This is a genomic window from Ligilactobacillus apodemi DSM 16634 = JCM 16172 (assembly GCF_001434405.1).
Classification (GTDB): domain Bacteria; phylum Bacillota; class Bacilli; order Lactobacillales; family Lactobacillaceae; genus Ligilactobacillus; species Ligilactobacillus apodemi.
In genome coordinates this window covers 855,784-873,071 of the sequence record NZ_AZFT01000053.1, presented here as the reverse complement: position 1 = coordinate 873,071, position 17,288 = coordinate 855,784, and the positions used below count along the sequence as shown (strand labels likewise).

Annotated in this window: 17 protein-coding genes and 2 other annotated features; of the genes, 15 read left to right on the top strand and 2 right to left on the bottom strand. The window is 38.8% G+C overall.

The features are described from left to right. Positions 1-19: 19 nt before the first annotated feature. Together FC32_RS09590 and FC32_RS09585 are read right to left on the bottom strand one after the other, a co-directional pair. Positions 20-574, bottom strand: a complete 555-nt coding sequence (locus FC32_RS09590) for a M15 family metallopeptidase (RefSeq protein ID WP_025086844.1) — start codon at positions 572-574, stop codon at positions 20-22. Positions 575-636: 62 nt separating this feature from the next. After that, positions 637-1,086 (bottom strand): GAF domain-containing protein, encoded by a 450-nt coding sequence (locus tag FC32_RS09585; RefSeq protein WP_025086845.1) that lies wholly within the window; start codon positions 1,084-1,086, stop codon positions 637-639. Positions 1,087-1,225: 139 nt separating this feature from the next. Here FC32_RS09585 and ezrA point away from each other — a divergent pair, with 139 nt between their 5' ends. The 15 genes from ezrA to FC32_RS09510 all read left to right on the top strand — a co-directional run bounded on the left by ezrA (position 1,226) and on the right by FC32_RS09510 (position 17,278). Continuing rightward, positions 1,226-2,938 (top strand): septation ring formation regulator EzrA, encoded by a 1,713-nt coding sequence (gene ezrA, locus FC32_RS09580; protein ID WP_025086846.1) that lies wholly within the window; start codon positions 1,226-1,228, stop codon positions 2,936-2,938. Between the two features lie 158 nt (positions 2,939-3,096). Further along, positions 3,097-4,245, top strand: a complete 1,149-nt coding sequence (locus FC32_RS09575; protein WP_025086847.1) for a cysteine desulfurase family protein — start codon at positions 3,097-3,099, stop codon at positions 4,243-4,245. A 19-nt stretch (positions 4,246-4,264) separates the two neighbouring features. Continuing rightward, a complete protein-coding gene (gene thiI, locus FC32_RS09570; protein ID WP_025086848.1) occupies positions 4,265-5,482 on the top strand; it encodes a tRNA uracil 4-sulfurtransferase ThiI in 1,218 nt (405 codons plus the stop codon). 40 nt (positions 5,483-5,522) lie between these two features. Next, positions 5,523-5,731, top strand: a binding site (T-box leader). A gap of 56 nt (positions 5,732-5,787) precedes the next feature. Further along, positions 5,788-8,448, top strand: coding sequence for a valine--tRNA ligase (locus tag FC32_RS09565; protein ID WP_025086849.1), 2,661 nt, complete (start codon positions 5,788-5,790; stop codon positions 8,446-8,448). 124 nt (positions 8,449-8,572) lie between these two features. Next, a complete protein-coding gene (locus tag FC32_RS09560) occupies positions 8,573-9,868 on the top strand; it encodes a bifunctional folylpolyglutamate synthase/dihydrofolate synthase (RefSeq protein WP_025086850.1) in 1,296 nt (431 codons plus the stop codon). Between the two features lie 38 nt (positions 9,869-9,906). Beyond that, the gene (locus tag FC32_RS09555) at positions 9,907-10,563 is read left to right on the top strand and encodes an HAD family hydrolase (RefSeq protein WP_025086851.1); all 657 of its coding nucleotides are present in this window, start codon (positions 9,907-9,909) and stop codon (positions 10,561-10,563) included. Positions 10,564-10,900: 337 nt separating this feature from the next. Further along, positions 10,901-11,248, top strand: a complete 348-nt coding sequence (locus tag FC32_RS11020; RefSeq protein ID WP_476703349.1) for a JAB domain-containing protein — start codon at positions 10,901-10,903, stop codon at positions 11,246-11,248. A 20-nt stretch (positions 11,249-11,268) separates the two neighbouring features. After that, positions 11,269-11,475, top strand: a complete 207-nt coding sequence (locus FC32_RS09545; RefSeq protein ID WP_025086852.1) for a cold-shock protein — start codon at positions 11,269-11,271, stop codon at positions 11,473-11,475. 196 nt (positions 11,476-11,671) lie between these two features. Then, the gene (locus FC32_RS09540; RefSeq protein ID WP_025086853.1) at positions 11,672-12,676 is read left to right on the top strand and encodes a rod shape-determining protein; all 1,005 of its coding nucleotides are present in this window, start codon (positions 11,672-11,674) and stop codon (positions 12,674-12,676) included. A gap of 94 nt (positions 12,677-12,770) precedes the next feature. Next, positions 12,771-13,619 (top strand): rod shape-determining protein MreC, encoded by an 849-nt coding sequence (mreC, locus tag FC32_RS09535; protein WP_056957417.1) that lies wholly within the window; start codon positions 12,771-12,773, stop codon positions 13,617-13,619. 14 nt (positions 13,620-13,633) lie between these two features. Beyond that, a complete protein-coding gene (gene mreD / locus FC32_RS09530; RefSeq protein WP_025086854.1) occupies positions 13,634-14,146 on the top strand; it encodes a rod shape-determining protein MreD in 513 nt (170 codons plus the stop codon). A 23-nt stretch (positions 14,147-14,169) separates the two neighbouring features. Then, a complete protein-coding gene (locus FC32_RS09525) occupies positions 14,170-14,832 on the top strand; it encodes a septum site-determining protein MinC (protein WP_035459641.1) in 663 nt (220 codons plus the stop codon). Next, positions 14,833-15,639: a septum site-determining protein MinD gene (gene minD, locus FC32_RS09520; protein WP_025086856.1), complete on the top strand. Its 807-nt coding sequence runs from the start codon at positions 14,833-14,835 to the stop codon at positions 15,637-15,639. It abuts the gene before it with no gap. A 54-nt stretch (positions 15,640-15,693) separates the two neighbouring features. Beyond that, positions 15,694-15,922: a binding site (T-box leader), on the top strand. A 54-nt stretch (positions 15,923-15,976) separates the two neighbouring features. Continuing rightward, on the top strand, positions 15,977-16,624 hold the full coding sequence (locus FC32_RS09515) for an amino acid ABC transporter permease (RefSeq protein WP_025086857.1): 648 nt from the start codon (positions 15,977-15,979) through the stop codon (positions 16,622-16,624). Positions 16,625-16,639: 15 nt separating this feature from the next. Further along, a complete protein-coding gene (locus FC32_RS09510) occupies positions 16,640-17,278 on the top strand; it encodes an amino acid ABC transporter ATP-binding protein (protein WP_025086858.1) in 639 nt (212 codons plus the stop codon). Positions 17,279-17,288 lie beyond the last annotated feature (10 nt).

The window sequence follows — 17,288 nt, the reverse complement described above, 5'->3', positions numbered from 1 at the left end:
CTGAAAACCAGTCTCTTTTTTAGTAATCATTAGGGTCAGCTGTTAGTGGTCCATATTCATCCATTTGGCTATCGCGATAGTCCCACCATTCGTTTTCATAGCCGACAAACCCCGCTTCAAGCATCGCATCATTTAAAATGTGATAATATTTGGCTGCCGCAGATAAAGGAGCTGCTTTGCGGCTAGCAGCGGCAGAAAAGTCATCAAAAGCCGTGGGCATCGGGAGTTCTTGACCGTCTTGGTCAATCAAAGTCAAATCAAAGGTCACGCCTTTTTGATGGCTAAAATTGGGATCTGGTTGGGCCACAAAGTTAGGGTCAGGATAGACTTCAAAAAGTCTTTTTTGAGCGGATACCGGACGATAGGCATCCCAGACTTTAAGCCGGTAGCCTTGCTGTTTAACCAGCTGACTGGCATGCGCTAACTTTTGTGCGGTTCCCGTACGTGCGATCGCAGTGGTAAAGTTATAGATCACTTGACCCGTAAAATTATCTGTCGTAGCGTACTTTAAATCAACGATAATGTCTGGATCAAGTTTTTGGATGTTAGTAAATCCTGTTAAATTTTTATCCATAAAAACTACCCCCTAAACTATTTTGATCCCCCTAATTTTTACACGAGAAATAGGGGATGTTATTAAAGATGTTTGAGTAAAGCTTCAACAAAGGCGCTTAATTTCTGTTCATCTTCGGCGCTAAAGCGGTCAAGCTTAGGTGAATCAATGTCTAAAACACCAAGAATCTCTCCATCTTTAACTAACGGAAAGACGATTTCAGAATTTGAAGCACTATCACAGGCAATGTGGCCTGCAAATTCATGAACGTTTGCAACGCGCAAAACTTTATTTTCTTTTAAGGCTGTCCCGCAAACGCCAACTCCATTTTGGATATGCATGCAAGCAACTTTACCTTGGAATGGCCCTAGATCAAGTTGATCGGTTTGGGGATCATACAGATAAAAGCCGACCCAGTTGATATCAGCTAAAGAATCATTTAATAAAGCCGAAGCGTTTGAAAGGTTAGCGATCAAGTTAGTTTCATTTTCTAATAAAGCATCAATTTGTGCAGCTAAAAGTGACAAGGAAATACCTCCTATTTAAATATAGCGTTTTATAGTGTATCAAAATTAACAACTATGATATAATTAGCTTTAGATTTTATACGCATTTGTCAAAGATGGCAAGTAATTAATTTTAAGCTAGCAATTTTAAAGGATGGGACAGTAGATGGTAGTAGTATTGGTGGCAATTGTACTGATTGCAGTCGCAATTTATGCAGCGGTACTCTTTTTTCAACGCTCATGTGAAGAGCGAATCGCAAACGCTAAAAACAGCATAGAAGAAATTATTGATTCACCGCTAGAAGAAGAATTAAGAGCTGTAAGAGAACTACCGCTTTCAGGCGATAGTTTAGCGGAATTCGAGCAAGTTGAACATGATTATCATGCTTTAATAAACCAACAATTGCCCGAAATTTCCGAATATTTGAATCAGATCCATGAACAATTGCAGCAATATAAATTCTTCAAACTTTCAGGCGAATTAAAGCAAAAAGAATTGCAAGTCGAAAATGCAAAAGAGCGTTATGCTCAATTAAACCGAAAATTAGTTGAGCTAAAGAAAACCGCTGAAGTGCATAAAAAAGCTATCAACGAATTAAAAGAAGAATATCAAACGATCAGAAAGACACTTTTAGCAAAGAACTTTTCATACGGCCCAAGTATCGATAAATTAGAGGCTGATCTAGCGGGATTAGAAAAAGATTTTGATGATTATGCAAAAGTTACCGAAGAAGGGGACTACGCTAAATCAAGCTCTTTATTAGAAAAATTACAAGCCAAGACGCATAGTTTGAAGATCGCGCTCAAGAAATTACCGCCAGTTTATCGCAACTTAAAGAATGTTTTTCCGGAACAACTTGAGGAATTACAGTCAGGATTTAAACAATTGAGTTCTGAAAAATATGGTTTTCCTAAAGATATGGAAAAACAACTCAAGACGATCGCAGACTTGATCAAAGAAAACGAAGAGAATTTAAAGCAAGTTGAAGTTTCTAGAGCAGAGGCCACAGATAAAGAACTGGCTGATTTGATTGATGAAGCTTATGATGTAATGGAACGTGAGTATAACGCACGCTTGAAAGTAAAACGCCAAGAAAAACACTTTGCTGATTTCTTGGAACACGCTCAAGCCCAAGAAAAAGAGCTTTTGATCGAGCTTGACCGCTTGAGTCAAAACTATACGTTGAATCACAATGAACTTGAAGAAGCACATACTTTAAATGAACAGCTTAAAAAAATCAAAAAAGAATTCGATGCTTATTTAGAAACTAAAGATAAAGAGGCACTTGTTTACTCTGAGATCCAAAAACGTCAAGTTGCTGTTTTAGAAAGCATGGAAAAAATCGAAGAAAAACAAAAAGAAATCGGTGATAGTGTCGCAGATCTCTTTGAAGAAGAAAAAGAAGCTCAAGCAGCCGTTCAAGGCTTCGATAATGATATCCATCGTTTGAAACGCGAGATCGAGTTATTGAACTTGCCAGGCTTACCAAGTGAGTATGTGGAATATTTCTTTAAAGTTGGGCGTGAGATCGAGAATTTAGATCGTGACTTAAATAAGATCCAACTAAATATGGAACAGATCGCCCGCGAATTGATCAATACTCAATCTGACTTGGATGTCTTAGCCCAAAAGACCCAAGAGATCATTGATAGCTCGGCTTTAACTGAAGAAATGTTGCAATATGCTAACCGCTATCGTTCCCGCTATCCTGAAGTAGCATCGGCATATCAACATGCATATGATCTGTTCAATCGGGACTATGATTATGTAGGCGCACTTGATATTATTTCCCAAGCGTTAGAATCAGTAGAACCAGGTTGCTATAAACGGATCGAAAATGACTACAAGGAAGGTAGCAAACGTCGCGTTGTTAGTTAATAACTAGGAGAATAATTAAATTATTGAGCTTAAGGACTAAAGCCAAGTTGCATCACAAGGCTTTAGTCCTTATAATTTGTAGTGGCAAATTTAGTTGTGATTTTACGAGTTATAAATTACAATAAGTAAGTAAAAAATTTAAAGAGGGTTCATTATTAATGATATATTTTGATAATAGCGCAACGACCAAGGTCCATCCTGATGTTTTGAGCACTTATGATAAAGTAAGTGAAAGCATCTGGGGCAACCCGTCATCTTTGCATAAAATGGGTGAAAATGCCTACAATTTATTAGAGCAATCACGCACACAAATCGCTAATTTACTTGGCTGTCAAAAAGAAGAGATCTTCTTTACTAGTGGTGGTACTGAAGGTGATAACTGGGCGATTAAAGGGACTGCGATCGAAAAAGGTATTTATGGCAAACATTTGATCACAACGATGGTCGAACATCCAGCGGTGATCAATTCAATGAAACAACTTGAAAAGTTAGGCTTTGAAGTGACTTATCTGCCAGTAGATAAGCACGGTCAAATCTCGGTGGCTGACTTAAAGAATGCTTTACGTAAAGATACGATCTTAGTTTCGGTCATGGCTGTCAATAACGAGATCGGTGCGATCCAACCGATCAAAGAAATCGCCGAAGTGCTAAAAGATCATCCTAAAGTGCATTTTCACGTTGATGCAGTTCAAGCAGTGGGTAAAGGCTTAACTGACTTGATCATGGATGAAAGAGTCGACCTCGTTACTTTTTCAGGGCATAAATTTCATGCACCACGTGGCGTCGGTTTCTTGTATAAAAAAGCTGGTCGAAAGTTAGCCCCCTTACTTTCGGGTGGCGGACAAGAACAAAACTTGCGGAGCAGTACGGAAAATTTACCTGCGATCGCTGCGATGGCGAAGGCTTTACGGTTGTTATTAGAAAATGAAACTAACAACGTTGCCCACGAACAAGCAATTCGTGAAAAAATCTATGATCATTTACAAAAATTTGAAAAAGTTACGATCTTTTCAGAATTAGGAGATAAATTTGCCCCTCATATCTTGTGCTTTGCAATCGAAGGAGTACGTGGCGAAACGATCGTCCATGCGTTTGAAGATCAAGGTGTCTTTATTTCAACGACTAGTGCTTGTTCTTCGAAAAAAGGTCAAGTCTCCTCGACTTTACACGCCATGCAAATTGATGATAAAATTGCTACTTCAGCTGTTCGGGTAAGTTTAGACGAAAATAACACGCTAGCGGAAGCAACAGAATTCAACCGTATTTTCGATGATATCTATCAAAAATTCTTAAAGATCAATTCTTAGTTAAAGGAAAGGAAACAAGATGCAATATACAGAAATTATGGTTCGTTACGGCGAACTTTCAACTAAAGGAAAAAATAGACGTAATTTCATTGATCGTTTAGGTTTCAATGTGCGTCAAGCAATGCATGATTTCCCTAAACTTGTGGTCAAAGCCCACCGTGATCGCATGCATATTCAATTGAATGGCGAAGATTCAACTAAAGTGATGGCACGCTTAAAGCAAGTATTTGGGATTCAAAACTTTTCACCTTCGATTCGGGTCGAACGCGATATTGAAGCGGTTAAAGAAGTTATTACACAAATGGTTGCCGAAAAATTTCATGAAGGAATGACCTTTAAGATCAACACACGTCGTTCTGACCACCATTTTAAATACGATACTAACGAATTAAATGACATGTTAGGTGGTCATATCTTAAAGACCGTTCCTGGCATCAAGGTCAAGATGAAAGAACCTGATATGATCTTGCGCGTTGAAGTTCGGGCTAATGGGATCTATTTATCACATGAAACGATTGATGGTGCAGGTGGTTTGCCAGTTGGAACGGCTGGTAAAGCAATGTTGATGCTTTCAGGTGGGATCGATTCTCCGGTTGCAGGTTATTTAGCAATGAAACGTGGGGTAGATATTGAAATGGTTCATTTCTTTAGTCCACCTTATACTAGTGAACAAGCTTTAAATAAAGCCAAAGAATTAACGGCTAAATTGACACCATATGTCGGGAAGATCCAATTTATCGCCGTACCGTTTACGGAGATCCAAGAAACGATTAAAGAAAAAGTCCCATCAGGCTATTTGATGACCATCCAACGGCGTTTTATGTTACGGTTAAGTGAAATGATTGCTAAAAAGCGGAATGGTTTAGCGATCTTTAACGGTGAAGCTTTAGGGCAAGTCGCTTCACAAACCTTGGAAAGTATGGCTGCCATCAATGATGTGACTACGATGCCAGTTTTACGTCCAGTGGTTTCGATGGATAAAAATGAGATCATTAAGATCGCACAAGATATCGATACATTTGATTTATCGATCCAACCATTTGAAGATTGCTGCACGATTTTTGCTCCACCAGCACCAAAAACTAAGCCAAAGATCGATAAGGCACGTTATTACGAAGAACGCCTTGATATCGATGGCCTTTTAGCTCGTGCAATGGAAGGGATCCAAGTTACCGATATCAAGATCGGCGATGAATTTATGAATGAAAAGCAGGCTGATTTTGCGGAATTACTATAAAATTGCTTGACGCTTCCTTATTTCAAGGCTAAAATACAACTTATAAGCTTTGAACAAGAGGATTTGACCAGGGACTGTTTTTAGAGAGAAGCGGGTCGGTGCAACGCTTTAGCAGTTGGTCAAAGAGTAGCTTGGGAGCTGTCCTACTGAAATTTTTAGTAAGTAAGACCGGATATCTATTCGTTAACGCAGATCAAAGAGGGGATAAAAGCCCAATTTAGGTGGTACCACGGCACTGTCGTCCTAAGCGGATGGCAGTGCTTTTTTGTCTAGAAAACCGGTCAAATAAGGAAAGGAAGATGAAAATGGCACGTGAAATAGAGATGTCTACTAAATACGATCCAAGTCAAGTTGAACCTGGTCGTTATCAAAAATGGGTCGATGCAGGCCTATTTAAACCAAGCGGCGATAAAAACGCCAAACCATATTCGATCGTGATCCCACCACCAAACGTAACTGGGAAGTTGCACTTAGGTCATGCTTGGGATACTACGTTACAAGATATGTTGATCCGTCAAAAACGGATGCAAGGATTCGATACTTTATGGCTTCCAGGGATGGATCATGCTGGGATCGCAACGCAAGCTAAGGTTGAAGCGCGTTTAGCTGAAGAAGGGATCTCTCGCTATGACTTAGGTCGGGAAAAATTCATTGATAAAGTTTGGGAATGGAAAGGCGAATATGCCGACATTATCCATGCACAATGGGCTAAATTAGGTCTATCTTTAGATTATGACCGGGAACGCTTTACTTTAGATGAAGGTTTATCTAAAGCCGTTAGACGGGTCTTTGTAAAATTATACGAAAAAGGCTTAATCTATCGTGGTGAATACATCATCAACTGGGATCCTAAAGCACGCACAGCTTTATCAGATATTGAAGTTATCCACCAAGATGATGAAGGTGCCTTTTATCACGTGAAATACCCATTCGTTGATGGTACGACATTTAACGGCAAAGATTATATTGAAATTGCAACGACTCGTCCAGAGACGATGATGGGTGACGTAGCGGTAGCTGTTAATCCAAAAGATGAACGTTATAAAGACCTTGTTGGTAAAGAAGTGCTCTTACCATTACAAGGACGTCATATCCCAATTATTGCTGATCAATACGTTGATCCTGAATTTGGGACTGGGATGGTGAAGATCACGCCAGCACATGACCCTAACGACTTTGAAGTTGGTAACCGTCATGATCTTGAACGGATCAATACGATGAACGATGATGGGACGATGAACGAACGTGCCGGCAAATATAATGGTATGGATCGTTTTGACGCTCGTAAAGCGATCGTTAAAGATCTTGAAGATCAAGGCTACATGCTAAACATCGAAAAGATTACGCATAGTGTTGGTCACTCAGAAAGAACAGGTGTCCCAGTTGAAGCTCGTCTTTCAACGCAATGGTTCGTGAAAATGAAACCATTAGCAGAAGCTGCTTTAGCAAACCAAGATTCTGCTGATCGAGTAGATTTTGTTCCGGAACGCTTTGAAAAGACCTTTACACAATGGATGGAAAATGTCCATGATTGGGTAATTTCACGGCAATTATGGTGGGGTCACCAAATTCCAGCTTGGTACAATAAAGAAACTGGTGAAACTTATGTTGGTGAAGAAGCTCCAGCTGATATTGAAAATTGGGAACAAGATCCAGACGTATTAGATACATGGTTCTCTAGTGCTTTATGGCCATTTTCAACGATGGGTTGGCCAGATACACAAGCACCGGACTTTAAACGTTACTTCCCAACTAATACATTAGTTACTGGATATGATATCATCTTCTTCTGGGTTTCACGGATGATCTTCCAAAGTGTTGAATTTACAGGGCGTCGTCCGTTTAAGAACGTCTTGATCCACGGTTTGATCCGCGATGAACAAGGGCGTAAGATGAGTAAATCACTTGGTAACGGGATCGATCCAATGGATGTTATCGATAAATATGGGGCTGACGCTTTACGTTGGTTCTTATCTAACGGTTCTACTCCGGGTCAAGATGTGCGCTTCTCTTATACTAAGATGGATGCTGCGTGGAACTTTATCAACAAGATCTGGAATGCAAGTCGTTTTGTGATCATGAACCTTGATGACGATACCACAGCTACTTTACCACCTAAAGCAGAATGGCAATTAGCTGATAAGTGGATCTTAAGTCGCTTAAATGACACCGTTAAAGACGTGACACGCTTCTTTGATAACTTTGAATTTGGTGAAGCTGGTCGTGCCTTGTACAATTTCATTTGGAATGATTTTTGTGACTGGTACATCGAAATGGCGAAGGAAAACTTGACAAGTGAAGATCAAAAATTAAAACAAAATACCCAAAATATTTTGTGCTACGTTTTAGATCAAACGCTTCGTCTCTTACACCCGATCATGCCATTTGTCACCGAACAAATTTGGCTCGAAATGCCTCATGAAGGTGAATCTTTAGTTACAGCAGCTTATCCAGTGGAACATGCAGAATTTGATGATCAAGCTGCGGAAGCTCAAATGGATAATTTGATTGAATTGATCAAAGCTGTGCGTAACAACCGGGCCGAAGTTAACGCCCCAATGTCTTCGGCAATTGATATTTTGATCAAGACAACTTCAGAAACAACTAAGGAAATCTTTGAAAATAACAAAGATTACATTGAACGTTTCTGTCATCCAAAAGAACTCGTGATCGCTTCAGATGTTACGCCACCAGCATTGGCAATGACATCTGTGATCACAGGGGCCGAAGTATATCTACCATTGGCTGATTTGATCGACTTAAATGAAGAAATCAAACGTCTGCAAAAAGAAGCTAAGAAGCTAGAAGCTGAAGTTACTCGTGGTGAAAAGAAACTCGGCAATGAACGCTTTGTAGCTAATGCTCCAGCTGAAGTTGTCGAAAAAGAAAAAGAAAAATTAGCTGGTTACCGTGAAAAATTAAGTGCAACTAATGACCGAATCGCACAATTAGAAGCACAACTTTAATATTTTTAAACGCTTGCTCTTTGGGTGAGCGTTTTTTATTATAGTCAACTTTACTGTTTAGTGGTCGTTATGTCCTAGATTTGTTATACTAGCCTTAAGATTGTAGATGATAAGAGGCTAAAAAATGCAGATCCAAAATTATGCTGAAGCACTTGCTTTTATTCACGGCAGAAGAAAATTTACTAAATCCCCTGATTTGGCACGAATGCGCAAATTTGCTCACTATTTAGGTGATCCGCAACAAAAAGTAAAATTTATCCACGTGACAGGTACAAATGGTAAAGGCTCGACCGTTGCATATTTGAGTAATTTATTGCAAAGTCAAGGGTTTACCGTTGGCACCTTTACTTCACCTTTTATTACCCGGTTTAATGAGCGGATCGCAATCAATGGGATTCCGATCGCCGATGAAAAATTAGTCGAATTGGTTCAAAAAATAAAACCCGTTGTGGAACGACTTGATGCTGAATATGCTGGTGAAGGACCAAAAGAATTTGAAGTCGTCACGATGCTGATGTTTTTATATTTTGCCGAAATAGTGCCTGACTATGCGGTGGTTGAAGTTGGGATCGGTGGAACTTATGATTCAACTAATATTTTAACGCCAGTACTTTCCGTGATCACTGAGGTCGCCCTTGATCACACCCAAATTTTAGGCGACACTTTAGCTCAGATCGCACAAGTTAAGGCAGGGATCATCAAAGCTAAGCGTCCGGTTGTTGTCGGCGCATTAGATGCTGAAAGTCTGCAAGTCATTACGCAAGTTGCTAACGAAAAAGAGGCTAAATTGTACACAACGCCAAGCGATTATTCTTGGAGTTTAGCTAAAACGCAAGACTTTTGGGGGCAAATTTTTACGTATAATGGCTTTGGAAAAAGTTACCGTAAGTTAAAAATCAAGCTTTTAGGTGATTATCAAGTAGCGAATGCTAGCTTAGCGCTCAGTGCATTTTTATGCTTAGCTCAGCTTGAAAAATTTACTCCTCGTGAATCTGAGATAAGAAAGGCACTGATAACGACCAGTTGGCCAGCTAGATTTGAACTGATCAATGAAGAACCCTTAGTAGTCTTAGATGGGGCTCATAATCTCGATGCTGTGAAAAAATTGGCCCAGATTTTAAAAACACGTTTTTCTGAGCGGCAGATTTACGTTGTGATGTCGGTTTTAGCCGATAAGCGTGCGCCTGAGATGTTTGCTTGTTTACAAGCATTGCCTAATGTAACGTTAAGTGCGGTTGAATTTGATGCCCCGCGAGCAGTGGCAGATTTTGAATTTTTACAGGGAGATGGTGCAATCAAGTATTACTCTGACTGGCGTGAAGTTTTGCCGATCGTATTGCGGGAAATGTCGGCGGATGACATGTTACTTTTTACAGGGTCTTTATATTTTGTTTCAGAAGTTAGAAATTATTTTGTTTAGGAAGGAAAAACTGTATTTTTTAATATAGTGGTGAAAAAATGAAAGTAAAATTAGTGATTTTTGATATGGATGGTGTCGTTTTTGACTCGGAAAAGGTTTACTTTGAAGCTAATAAAATGGCTGCTGACCAATTGGGAATGAAAAATTATACGCTAGAATACTATCAACAATTTATCGGTGCAGGTACTGAACCAATGCTTGCACAAATGGCTAAGGATTATGGTAGTCGCGAATTGGTCGATCGTTTTTATGCGATGAGTATGGAAAATGTTTATCCGATCGTCGAAGCTGGTAAATTAGCGCTTAAACCAGGTTTTAAAGAATTGACTGCTTATCTTGATGAGCAAAATATTCCCTATGTGATCGCTTCAAGTAATTTTAGAAAAGATATTGAGTATTATTTAGAAGAAACTGGGATCAGTGGCAAATTTGCGCATATCGTTTCAGCAGATGATGTGACCCATGCTAAGCCTTCGCCTGAAATTTTCAATAAGGCATGGCAAAAAATGGGGAATGTAGCAAAGGAAGAATCATTGGTCATTGAAGATTCGATCAATGGGGTCAAAGCGGCTAATAATGCTGATATTCCAGTGATCATGGTCCCAGATATCATTCAACCAACTGAATATGAAAAAGAACATACTTTAGCGATCTTACCTAATTTAGTGGCAGTAAAAGAATTTATCGCTAAATAAAATATTTCCCTTGCTTTTTGCGAATTTATAAAGCAGGGGAGATGAACGAAATGAATTATAAAAAAATAAAGATAACACAAAAACTAGAACGTTTGACCGATCAAGAACTCTTATTAGCGATTTGGCAAGTATTTTTAACGTTACCACAGGCTACCAAAGAAATTTTACGAGATAAACAGATTTCGGAGTTTAAAAATTATACGGTGACAGATTGGGAAAATTTCACTGCTGAGCGGTTTTTATGTCAAGGGTTAATGCTGTGTGAATTTGCTAAACGCTACGATAAGTGCCCAGATTTGCCTTTAGGCGTAGTCTGTTCGAGTAAGGTGATCGGAGAATATATGATCGAAAAGCTAAGTGGTGTCAAACAAGAAATGCTAATAGGTGTATACTTAGATACAAAGAATCAACTTTTAGCGGAAAAAAGATCTTTGTCGGGACTCTGGATTCAGCAACAGTGCATCCGCGTGAAATTTTCAAGCACGCTTTTAGTTACAGTACTGCCAGATTTATTGTCGTGCATAATCATCCTAGTGGACAAGTTAGTCCTTCGGCAAATGATTTAGCAGTCACTAAGCGGCTAGCTACTAGTGGTGAATTGCTAGGGATCACTTTGCTAGATCATATTATTGTTGGCAAAGATGCATATTTTAGTTTTCGTGAAAATGAAATTTTGAAAAAATAAAGTAAATAAGGTGAAAAAACATGTTACAAGGAACAGTTCGTCGTTTTAACAAAGACAAAGGGTACGGTTTTATTACTCCTGATAATAATAAAAAAGAAGATTTGTTTGTCCACTATACGGCAATCGTTAAATCGGGCTATAAAATTTTAGAAGAAGGTCAACGCGTTGAATTTGTTGAAGTAGAAGGGAAAAAAGGCTTTCAGGCAGCGTTAGTTTCAATCGTGTAAAACTTAAGATATTTTAAAAAAAGGTAGCTCAGCGATAAAATTACTGGACAAAGTCTAATTTAATTGCCAGTTTTATGATATAATATCGGCGTGGCAAAAACATGAAAATATGTTGGAAACAGGGCTATTCAATGTTACAATTAGAATATCTTGAAATAAGGGCTCGTAATTAGAGTTTGTGAAGGGATGAAACAACGTGTTCGGAATCGGAACAAAAAATATTGGGATCGACTTAGGGACGGCAAACACGATCGTTTATGCTGAAAATAAAGGAATTGTGTTACGCGAACCTTCAGTCGTAGCTAAAAATACTAAAACTGGTGAAGTTGTCTCAGTTGGTTCAGAGGCGCGCGATATGATCGGGCGTACACCAGCTAGTATCGTAGCAATCCGTCCAATGAAAGACGGTGTTATTGCTGATTATGATACAACTGTATCTATGATGAAATATTATATTGAAAAAGCTGTTGGTAGCAAGAGCGCTAAGCCTTACGTAATGGTTTGTGTACCAAGTGGGGTAACAGAAGTTGAAAAACGTGCTGTAATTGATGCAACTCGAGTAGCTGGCGCTAAAGATGCTTACGTGATCGAAGAACCATTTGCTGCTGCGATCGGTGCAGGTCTACCTGTAATGGATCCAACCGGTAGCATGGTCGTTGATATCGGTGGTGGTACCACAGACGTGGCTACGATCTCTCTTGGTGGGATCGTTTCAAGTCGTTCGATCCGTATGGCAGGCGATAAGATCGATGATTCGATTATTTATTATGTACGTAAGAACTACAACTTATTGATCGGTGAACGGACAGCAGAACAATTGAAGATCAATGTTGCATCTGCATCAGTTGAAGCTGCTAAAGAATTAGATAGCCAAACGATTCGTGGTCGTGACTTAGTAACAGGCTTACCTAAGACGATCGAAATTCGTCCACAAGATGTCGCTGAAGCAATTCAAGAAGTTGTCCAAGAAATTATTACAGCGATCAAAGAAACGCTCGAAGAAACATCTCCTGAAATTGCAGCTGATGTTATTGATCATGGTATCGTTTTAACTGGTGGTGGTGCTTTATTACGTCACTTACCAGATGTGATCTCCGAAGCAACAAAAGTTCCCGTCTTTGTAGCACAAGATCCATTGGACTGTGTTGCAGTCGGAACTGGGGAATCATTAAAGAGTATCGATGTTATGAAGAAAAGATAAGATAGGCGGTTAAGTCTAAATTTAGGAGGTTGGGGTTTAGTCGTCCAGCCTCTTAATTTTTAGCGCAAATTTTATCAGATCCAGGAGGCGTTTTATGCAGAAGTTTTTTTTCAATAAAAAGCTCGTTATTACATTAGTAGCACTGATCGTTAGTTTCTTGCTGATTACTTTTTCAATCGTAGTTCGGAATAATCGCTCGACGCCAACGATCATCCAGCAAATAGGAAATGAAGCATTTGGTTTGGTCGATCGACTTGTTAGTTACCCAGTAGCAGCGGTAACTAGTGTAGGTAGTAATGTTTCTGATCTGTTGAATACGTATAATGAAAACAAAAAGCTTAAGCAACAGGTCGATAGCTTAGCTTCACAAAAAGTTGAAAATCAAACTTTGGAAAAGGAAAATAAGCAATTAAAACAACAACTTAAGCTTAATAAGAGCTTAACTAATTATACGAAGATCACGGCTTATGTCTTATCACGTTCTCCTTCAACCTGGGAAAATCAAATCGTGATCTCAAAAGGTTCATTATCAGGTGTAACGAAGAATTCGGCCGTTGTTTCTAACAAAGGTTTGGTTGGTCGTGTTGTTGAGGTCAATAAATCTAACAGTAAAGTTGAGTTGATCACGACTCAAAATGATTCTTCTGACCGTTTTGCGGTTCAATTGGAAGTAAATGGTGAAGTTATCAATGGGTTGATCACTGATTACAATAGCAAGAAAAACTTATTGGTAATGGGACAGATCACTTCTAAAACAAAAATCAAGAAAAATACAAAAGTTATTACTTCAGGAATGGGTGGAAATACCCCTAAAGGTCTGTTAGTCGGAACCGTTGCAAGTACTGCAGATGATGACGACGGTTTAGCAACGAAAGTTTATATTAAACCTGCTGCAGATCTGACCGATCTAAGTGTCGTAACTGTGGCTAAGAGAACAGATTAGATAGGAGTAAAAGCATGAAAAATTATAATATGCGGTATTATTTTCCTATTGGTTTGTTAATATTTATCTTTTTAGATGGATCTTTAAGTAATGTATTTGCGCGCGAATTTTTTACTGGCGGGATTTCGATCGAAAGTCTGCTAGTTTTACTTTGGTTAGTGATGGCGATTTTTTATGGTGAAGTGGATCGCTTGATGCTATGGGCTTTTGTCGCAGGCTTGATATTTGATATGTATTATACGGGGATCTTAGGGATCTATATGATCATTTTCCCGTTAGTGGTTTATTTAAATCGGCAAGTGTGTCGTTTTTTTACTTCTTCATTCCTTGTGGTACTATTAATATATCTGATAGATTTAACGCTAGTATCGGCTCTAGCATTTTTGGCTAATTCATTGATCGGGTTAGCTAATATCAGTTTGGCGGACTTTTTTGTCGCTGATCTAGGACCGACACTTGCGTATAATCTAGCGTGGTTTGCGATACTATATATTCCAATAAAAAATTTCTTTGAAAAATTCTCTTGAGATAAAAAGGAGTGTGCACGCTGATGCAGGCAGCTGTATTAAAAGGTTATAAAGATGGCTACGAACTGATACTTAGAGATAATGCCGACTTTGATAAGATTTTAGTTGAACTAAAAGATTTGTTTCGAAAACTTCAATTAGATACGATCGAAGAAGAAAAACAAGTTTCTTTTACCGTTAACTCAGGTAATCGCTTGTTAGATGCTAAACAAAAACAAAAAATCGAAAAATTAGTCGGCAATTACCAACGTTTTTCGATCCATAAATTTGTTTCAGATGTTATTCGAACTGAAGATGCTTTAGAATTTATGGAAGAACATACGGTCCACTTAAATACTGACACGATCCGTAATGGTCAAGTAAAAACGATCACTGGTGACGTGTTATTTTTAGGAAATGTCCATAAAGGCGGTATTTTACAAGCTACGGGCAGTATTTTTGTGTTGGGCTCTGTTGAAGGTGTCTTGCATGCTGGCTATCGAGATAACGTAATTGCTGTTATTGCGGGTAATTTCAAAGAAGCACAACAAATTCGGATCAGCGATCTAGTTGACATTATCGAAACAGATAAGCAGGAGAAAAATGTAGTGGCTTATGTAAATGACCTGCATGCCGTGAGCTACACTACATTATCGGAACTAAAGACGCTCAGACCGAAAATTTTTACACAAGTAGGAGGGTTTTAAATGGGTAAATCGATTGTTATTACATCAGGTAAAGGCGGTGTCGGCAAAACGACTACAACTGCCAATTTAGGTGCCGCTTTAGCACTTATGGGTAAAAAAGTATGTTTGGTCGATCTTGATATCGGTTTAAGAAATCTTGATGTGATCTTGGGCTTGGACAATCGTATCATTTATGACATTGTTGATGTTGCTAAGGGGAGAGCAAAGTTACCACAAGCTTTGATCAAAGATAAACGCTTTGAAGATAAGCTGTTTCTTTTGCCTGCAGCGCAAAACACGGATAAGTCTGCGCTTGAACCAACCGAAGCAAAAGCAATCGTCGATGAATTACGCTCCGAGTTTGACTATGTTCTCTTAGATTGCCCAGCTGGGATCGAGCAAGGGTTTGCCAATGCTGTTGCTGGTGCTGATGAAGCGATCGTAGTTTCAACGCCAGAAATTTCTGCAGTTCGTGATGCCGATCGCGTAGTTGGCTTGTTAGAACAACAAAGTCTAGATGAACCACCAATGTTGATTATCAATCGAATCAAGAAAAAAATGGTCAATGACGGTCAGATGATGGATGTTGATGAAATTACGCGCCACTTATCGATCAAATTGATCGGGATCGTTTTTGATGATGATAATGTGATCGGTTTTTCTAATAAAGGTGAGCCAGTCATCTTAGATGAAAAGTCAGAAGCTTCTAAAGGGTATCGCAATATTGCGCGCCGTCTTGAAGGGGAAACAGTTCCTTTGATGACTTTGAAAGAGCAAGAACGTGGCGGATTTTTCCACAAAATGGGTTCATGGTTTAGACGGAAATAATTAATTTCTCATTGACATAAAATGGTATCCATGTTAATCTTTATGAAAAATTATTAAACGATTATGAGCGGAAGAGTAGAAAGTTGATTTCTGGAAAAGAGACTATCTGGTAGCTGAAAAGGATAGAGAATAGGCTTTTGAACCACATCCGTGAATTGGCGTATTGAACTTAGAGTAGGTACGTTCGGCTAAAGACCGTTATTCTTGAGTTTATTAACTCACTGAGGCTTGTTTTGTGAAAAGCAAGTGAATATGAGGTGGAACCGCGGAAGACGCCCTCTTAGATCATTGATCTAGGAGGGCGTTTTTTATTTTAATGAAATGGAGTGATACTTATATGGATTATATTTTAGAAATTATGCCTTCGTTGTTTTCAGGGATGGGCGTGACTTTATCGATCTTTTTTTGGACTTTAGTTGGCTCATTACCTTTAGGGTTGATCGTTGCTTTGGGCATGATCTCGCCATTTAAAATTTTACAAAAAATATTAGGTATTTATGTTTGGTTGATGCGAGGGACGCCATTGTTGCTCCAATTGATCTTTGTCTTTTACGGTTTGCCACTTTTGGGCACGGGGATCGTTTTACCACGTTATGAAGCAGCTTTAGTTGCATTTATTTTAAATTACACGGCTTATTTTGCAGAAATCTTTCGGGGCGGTTTACAATCGATCGATAAGGGACAATATGAAAGTGCTAAGGTATTGCGCTTAAATTATTGGCAAACGATCAGAAAGATCATTGCACCTCAAGTGATGAAAATCGTGATCCCTTCGATTGGTAATGAAGTTATCAATTTAGTTAAAGACTCAAGTTTAGTTTATGTGATCGGTCTAGGTGATCTTTTACGGGCCGGAAATGTGGCTACAAGTCGTGATGTGACTTTGGTGCCATTGATCTTAGTAAGTTTAATGTATTTGTTGATGACAGCCTTTTTCACCTATGTGCTAAAGAAAATCGAACAACACTACAGTTATTGGAAATAAAGGAGGGATATTAAAATGCTAGAGTTACAACAAATTACTAAAAAGTTTGGTGAACGGACGATCTTAGATCATGTTGATTTAACCATTGAAGATGGCAAGATCTTGTGTATCGTTGGTCAATCTGGTGGTGGTAAGACCACTTTACTACGATGCATTAGTGGTTTAGAGCAAATTGATAGTGGCAAGATTTTAGTAAATGGCAAGGAATTTGATCCCTATGTTAATTCCAATAACGAAGCGGTGATCGGGGTGGTATTTCAAGAATATAATCTTTTTCCACATTTGACCGTTTTAGAAAATGTGATGTTAGCGCCACAAATGGTTTTGAAAAAAGATAAAGAAACAGCTACGCGTGAAGCTAATGAGTTATTAAAAAAATTAGCACTTGGTGATAAAGGTAACCTATACCCTTGGCAATTATCAGGTGGACAAAAACAACGGGTCGCGATTGCACGCGCTTTAGCGATGAAACCACAGATCTTATGCTATGATGAGCCCACGTCAGCCCTTGATCCTGGTCTAAGAGATACTGTTAAAGAGATCATTTTAGACCTAAAAAAAGAAAAAATGACGCAGATCATCGTTACTCACGATATTGAGTTTGCAAAAGAGATTGCAGATGATATTTTGAAAGTTAAGCCATTGAGTAATTAAAGGAATGAGA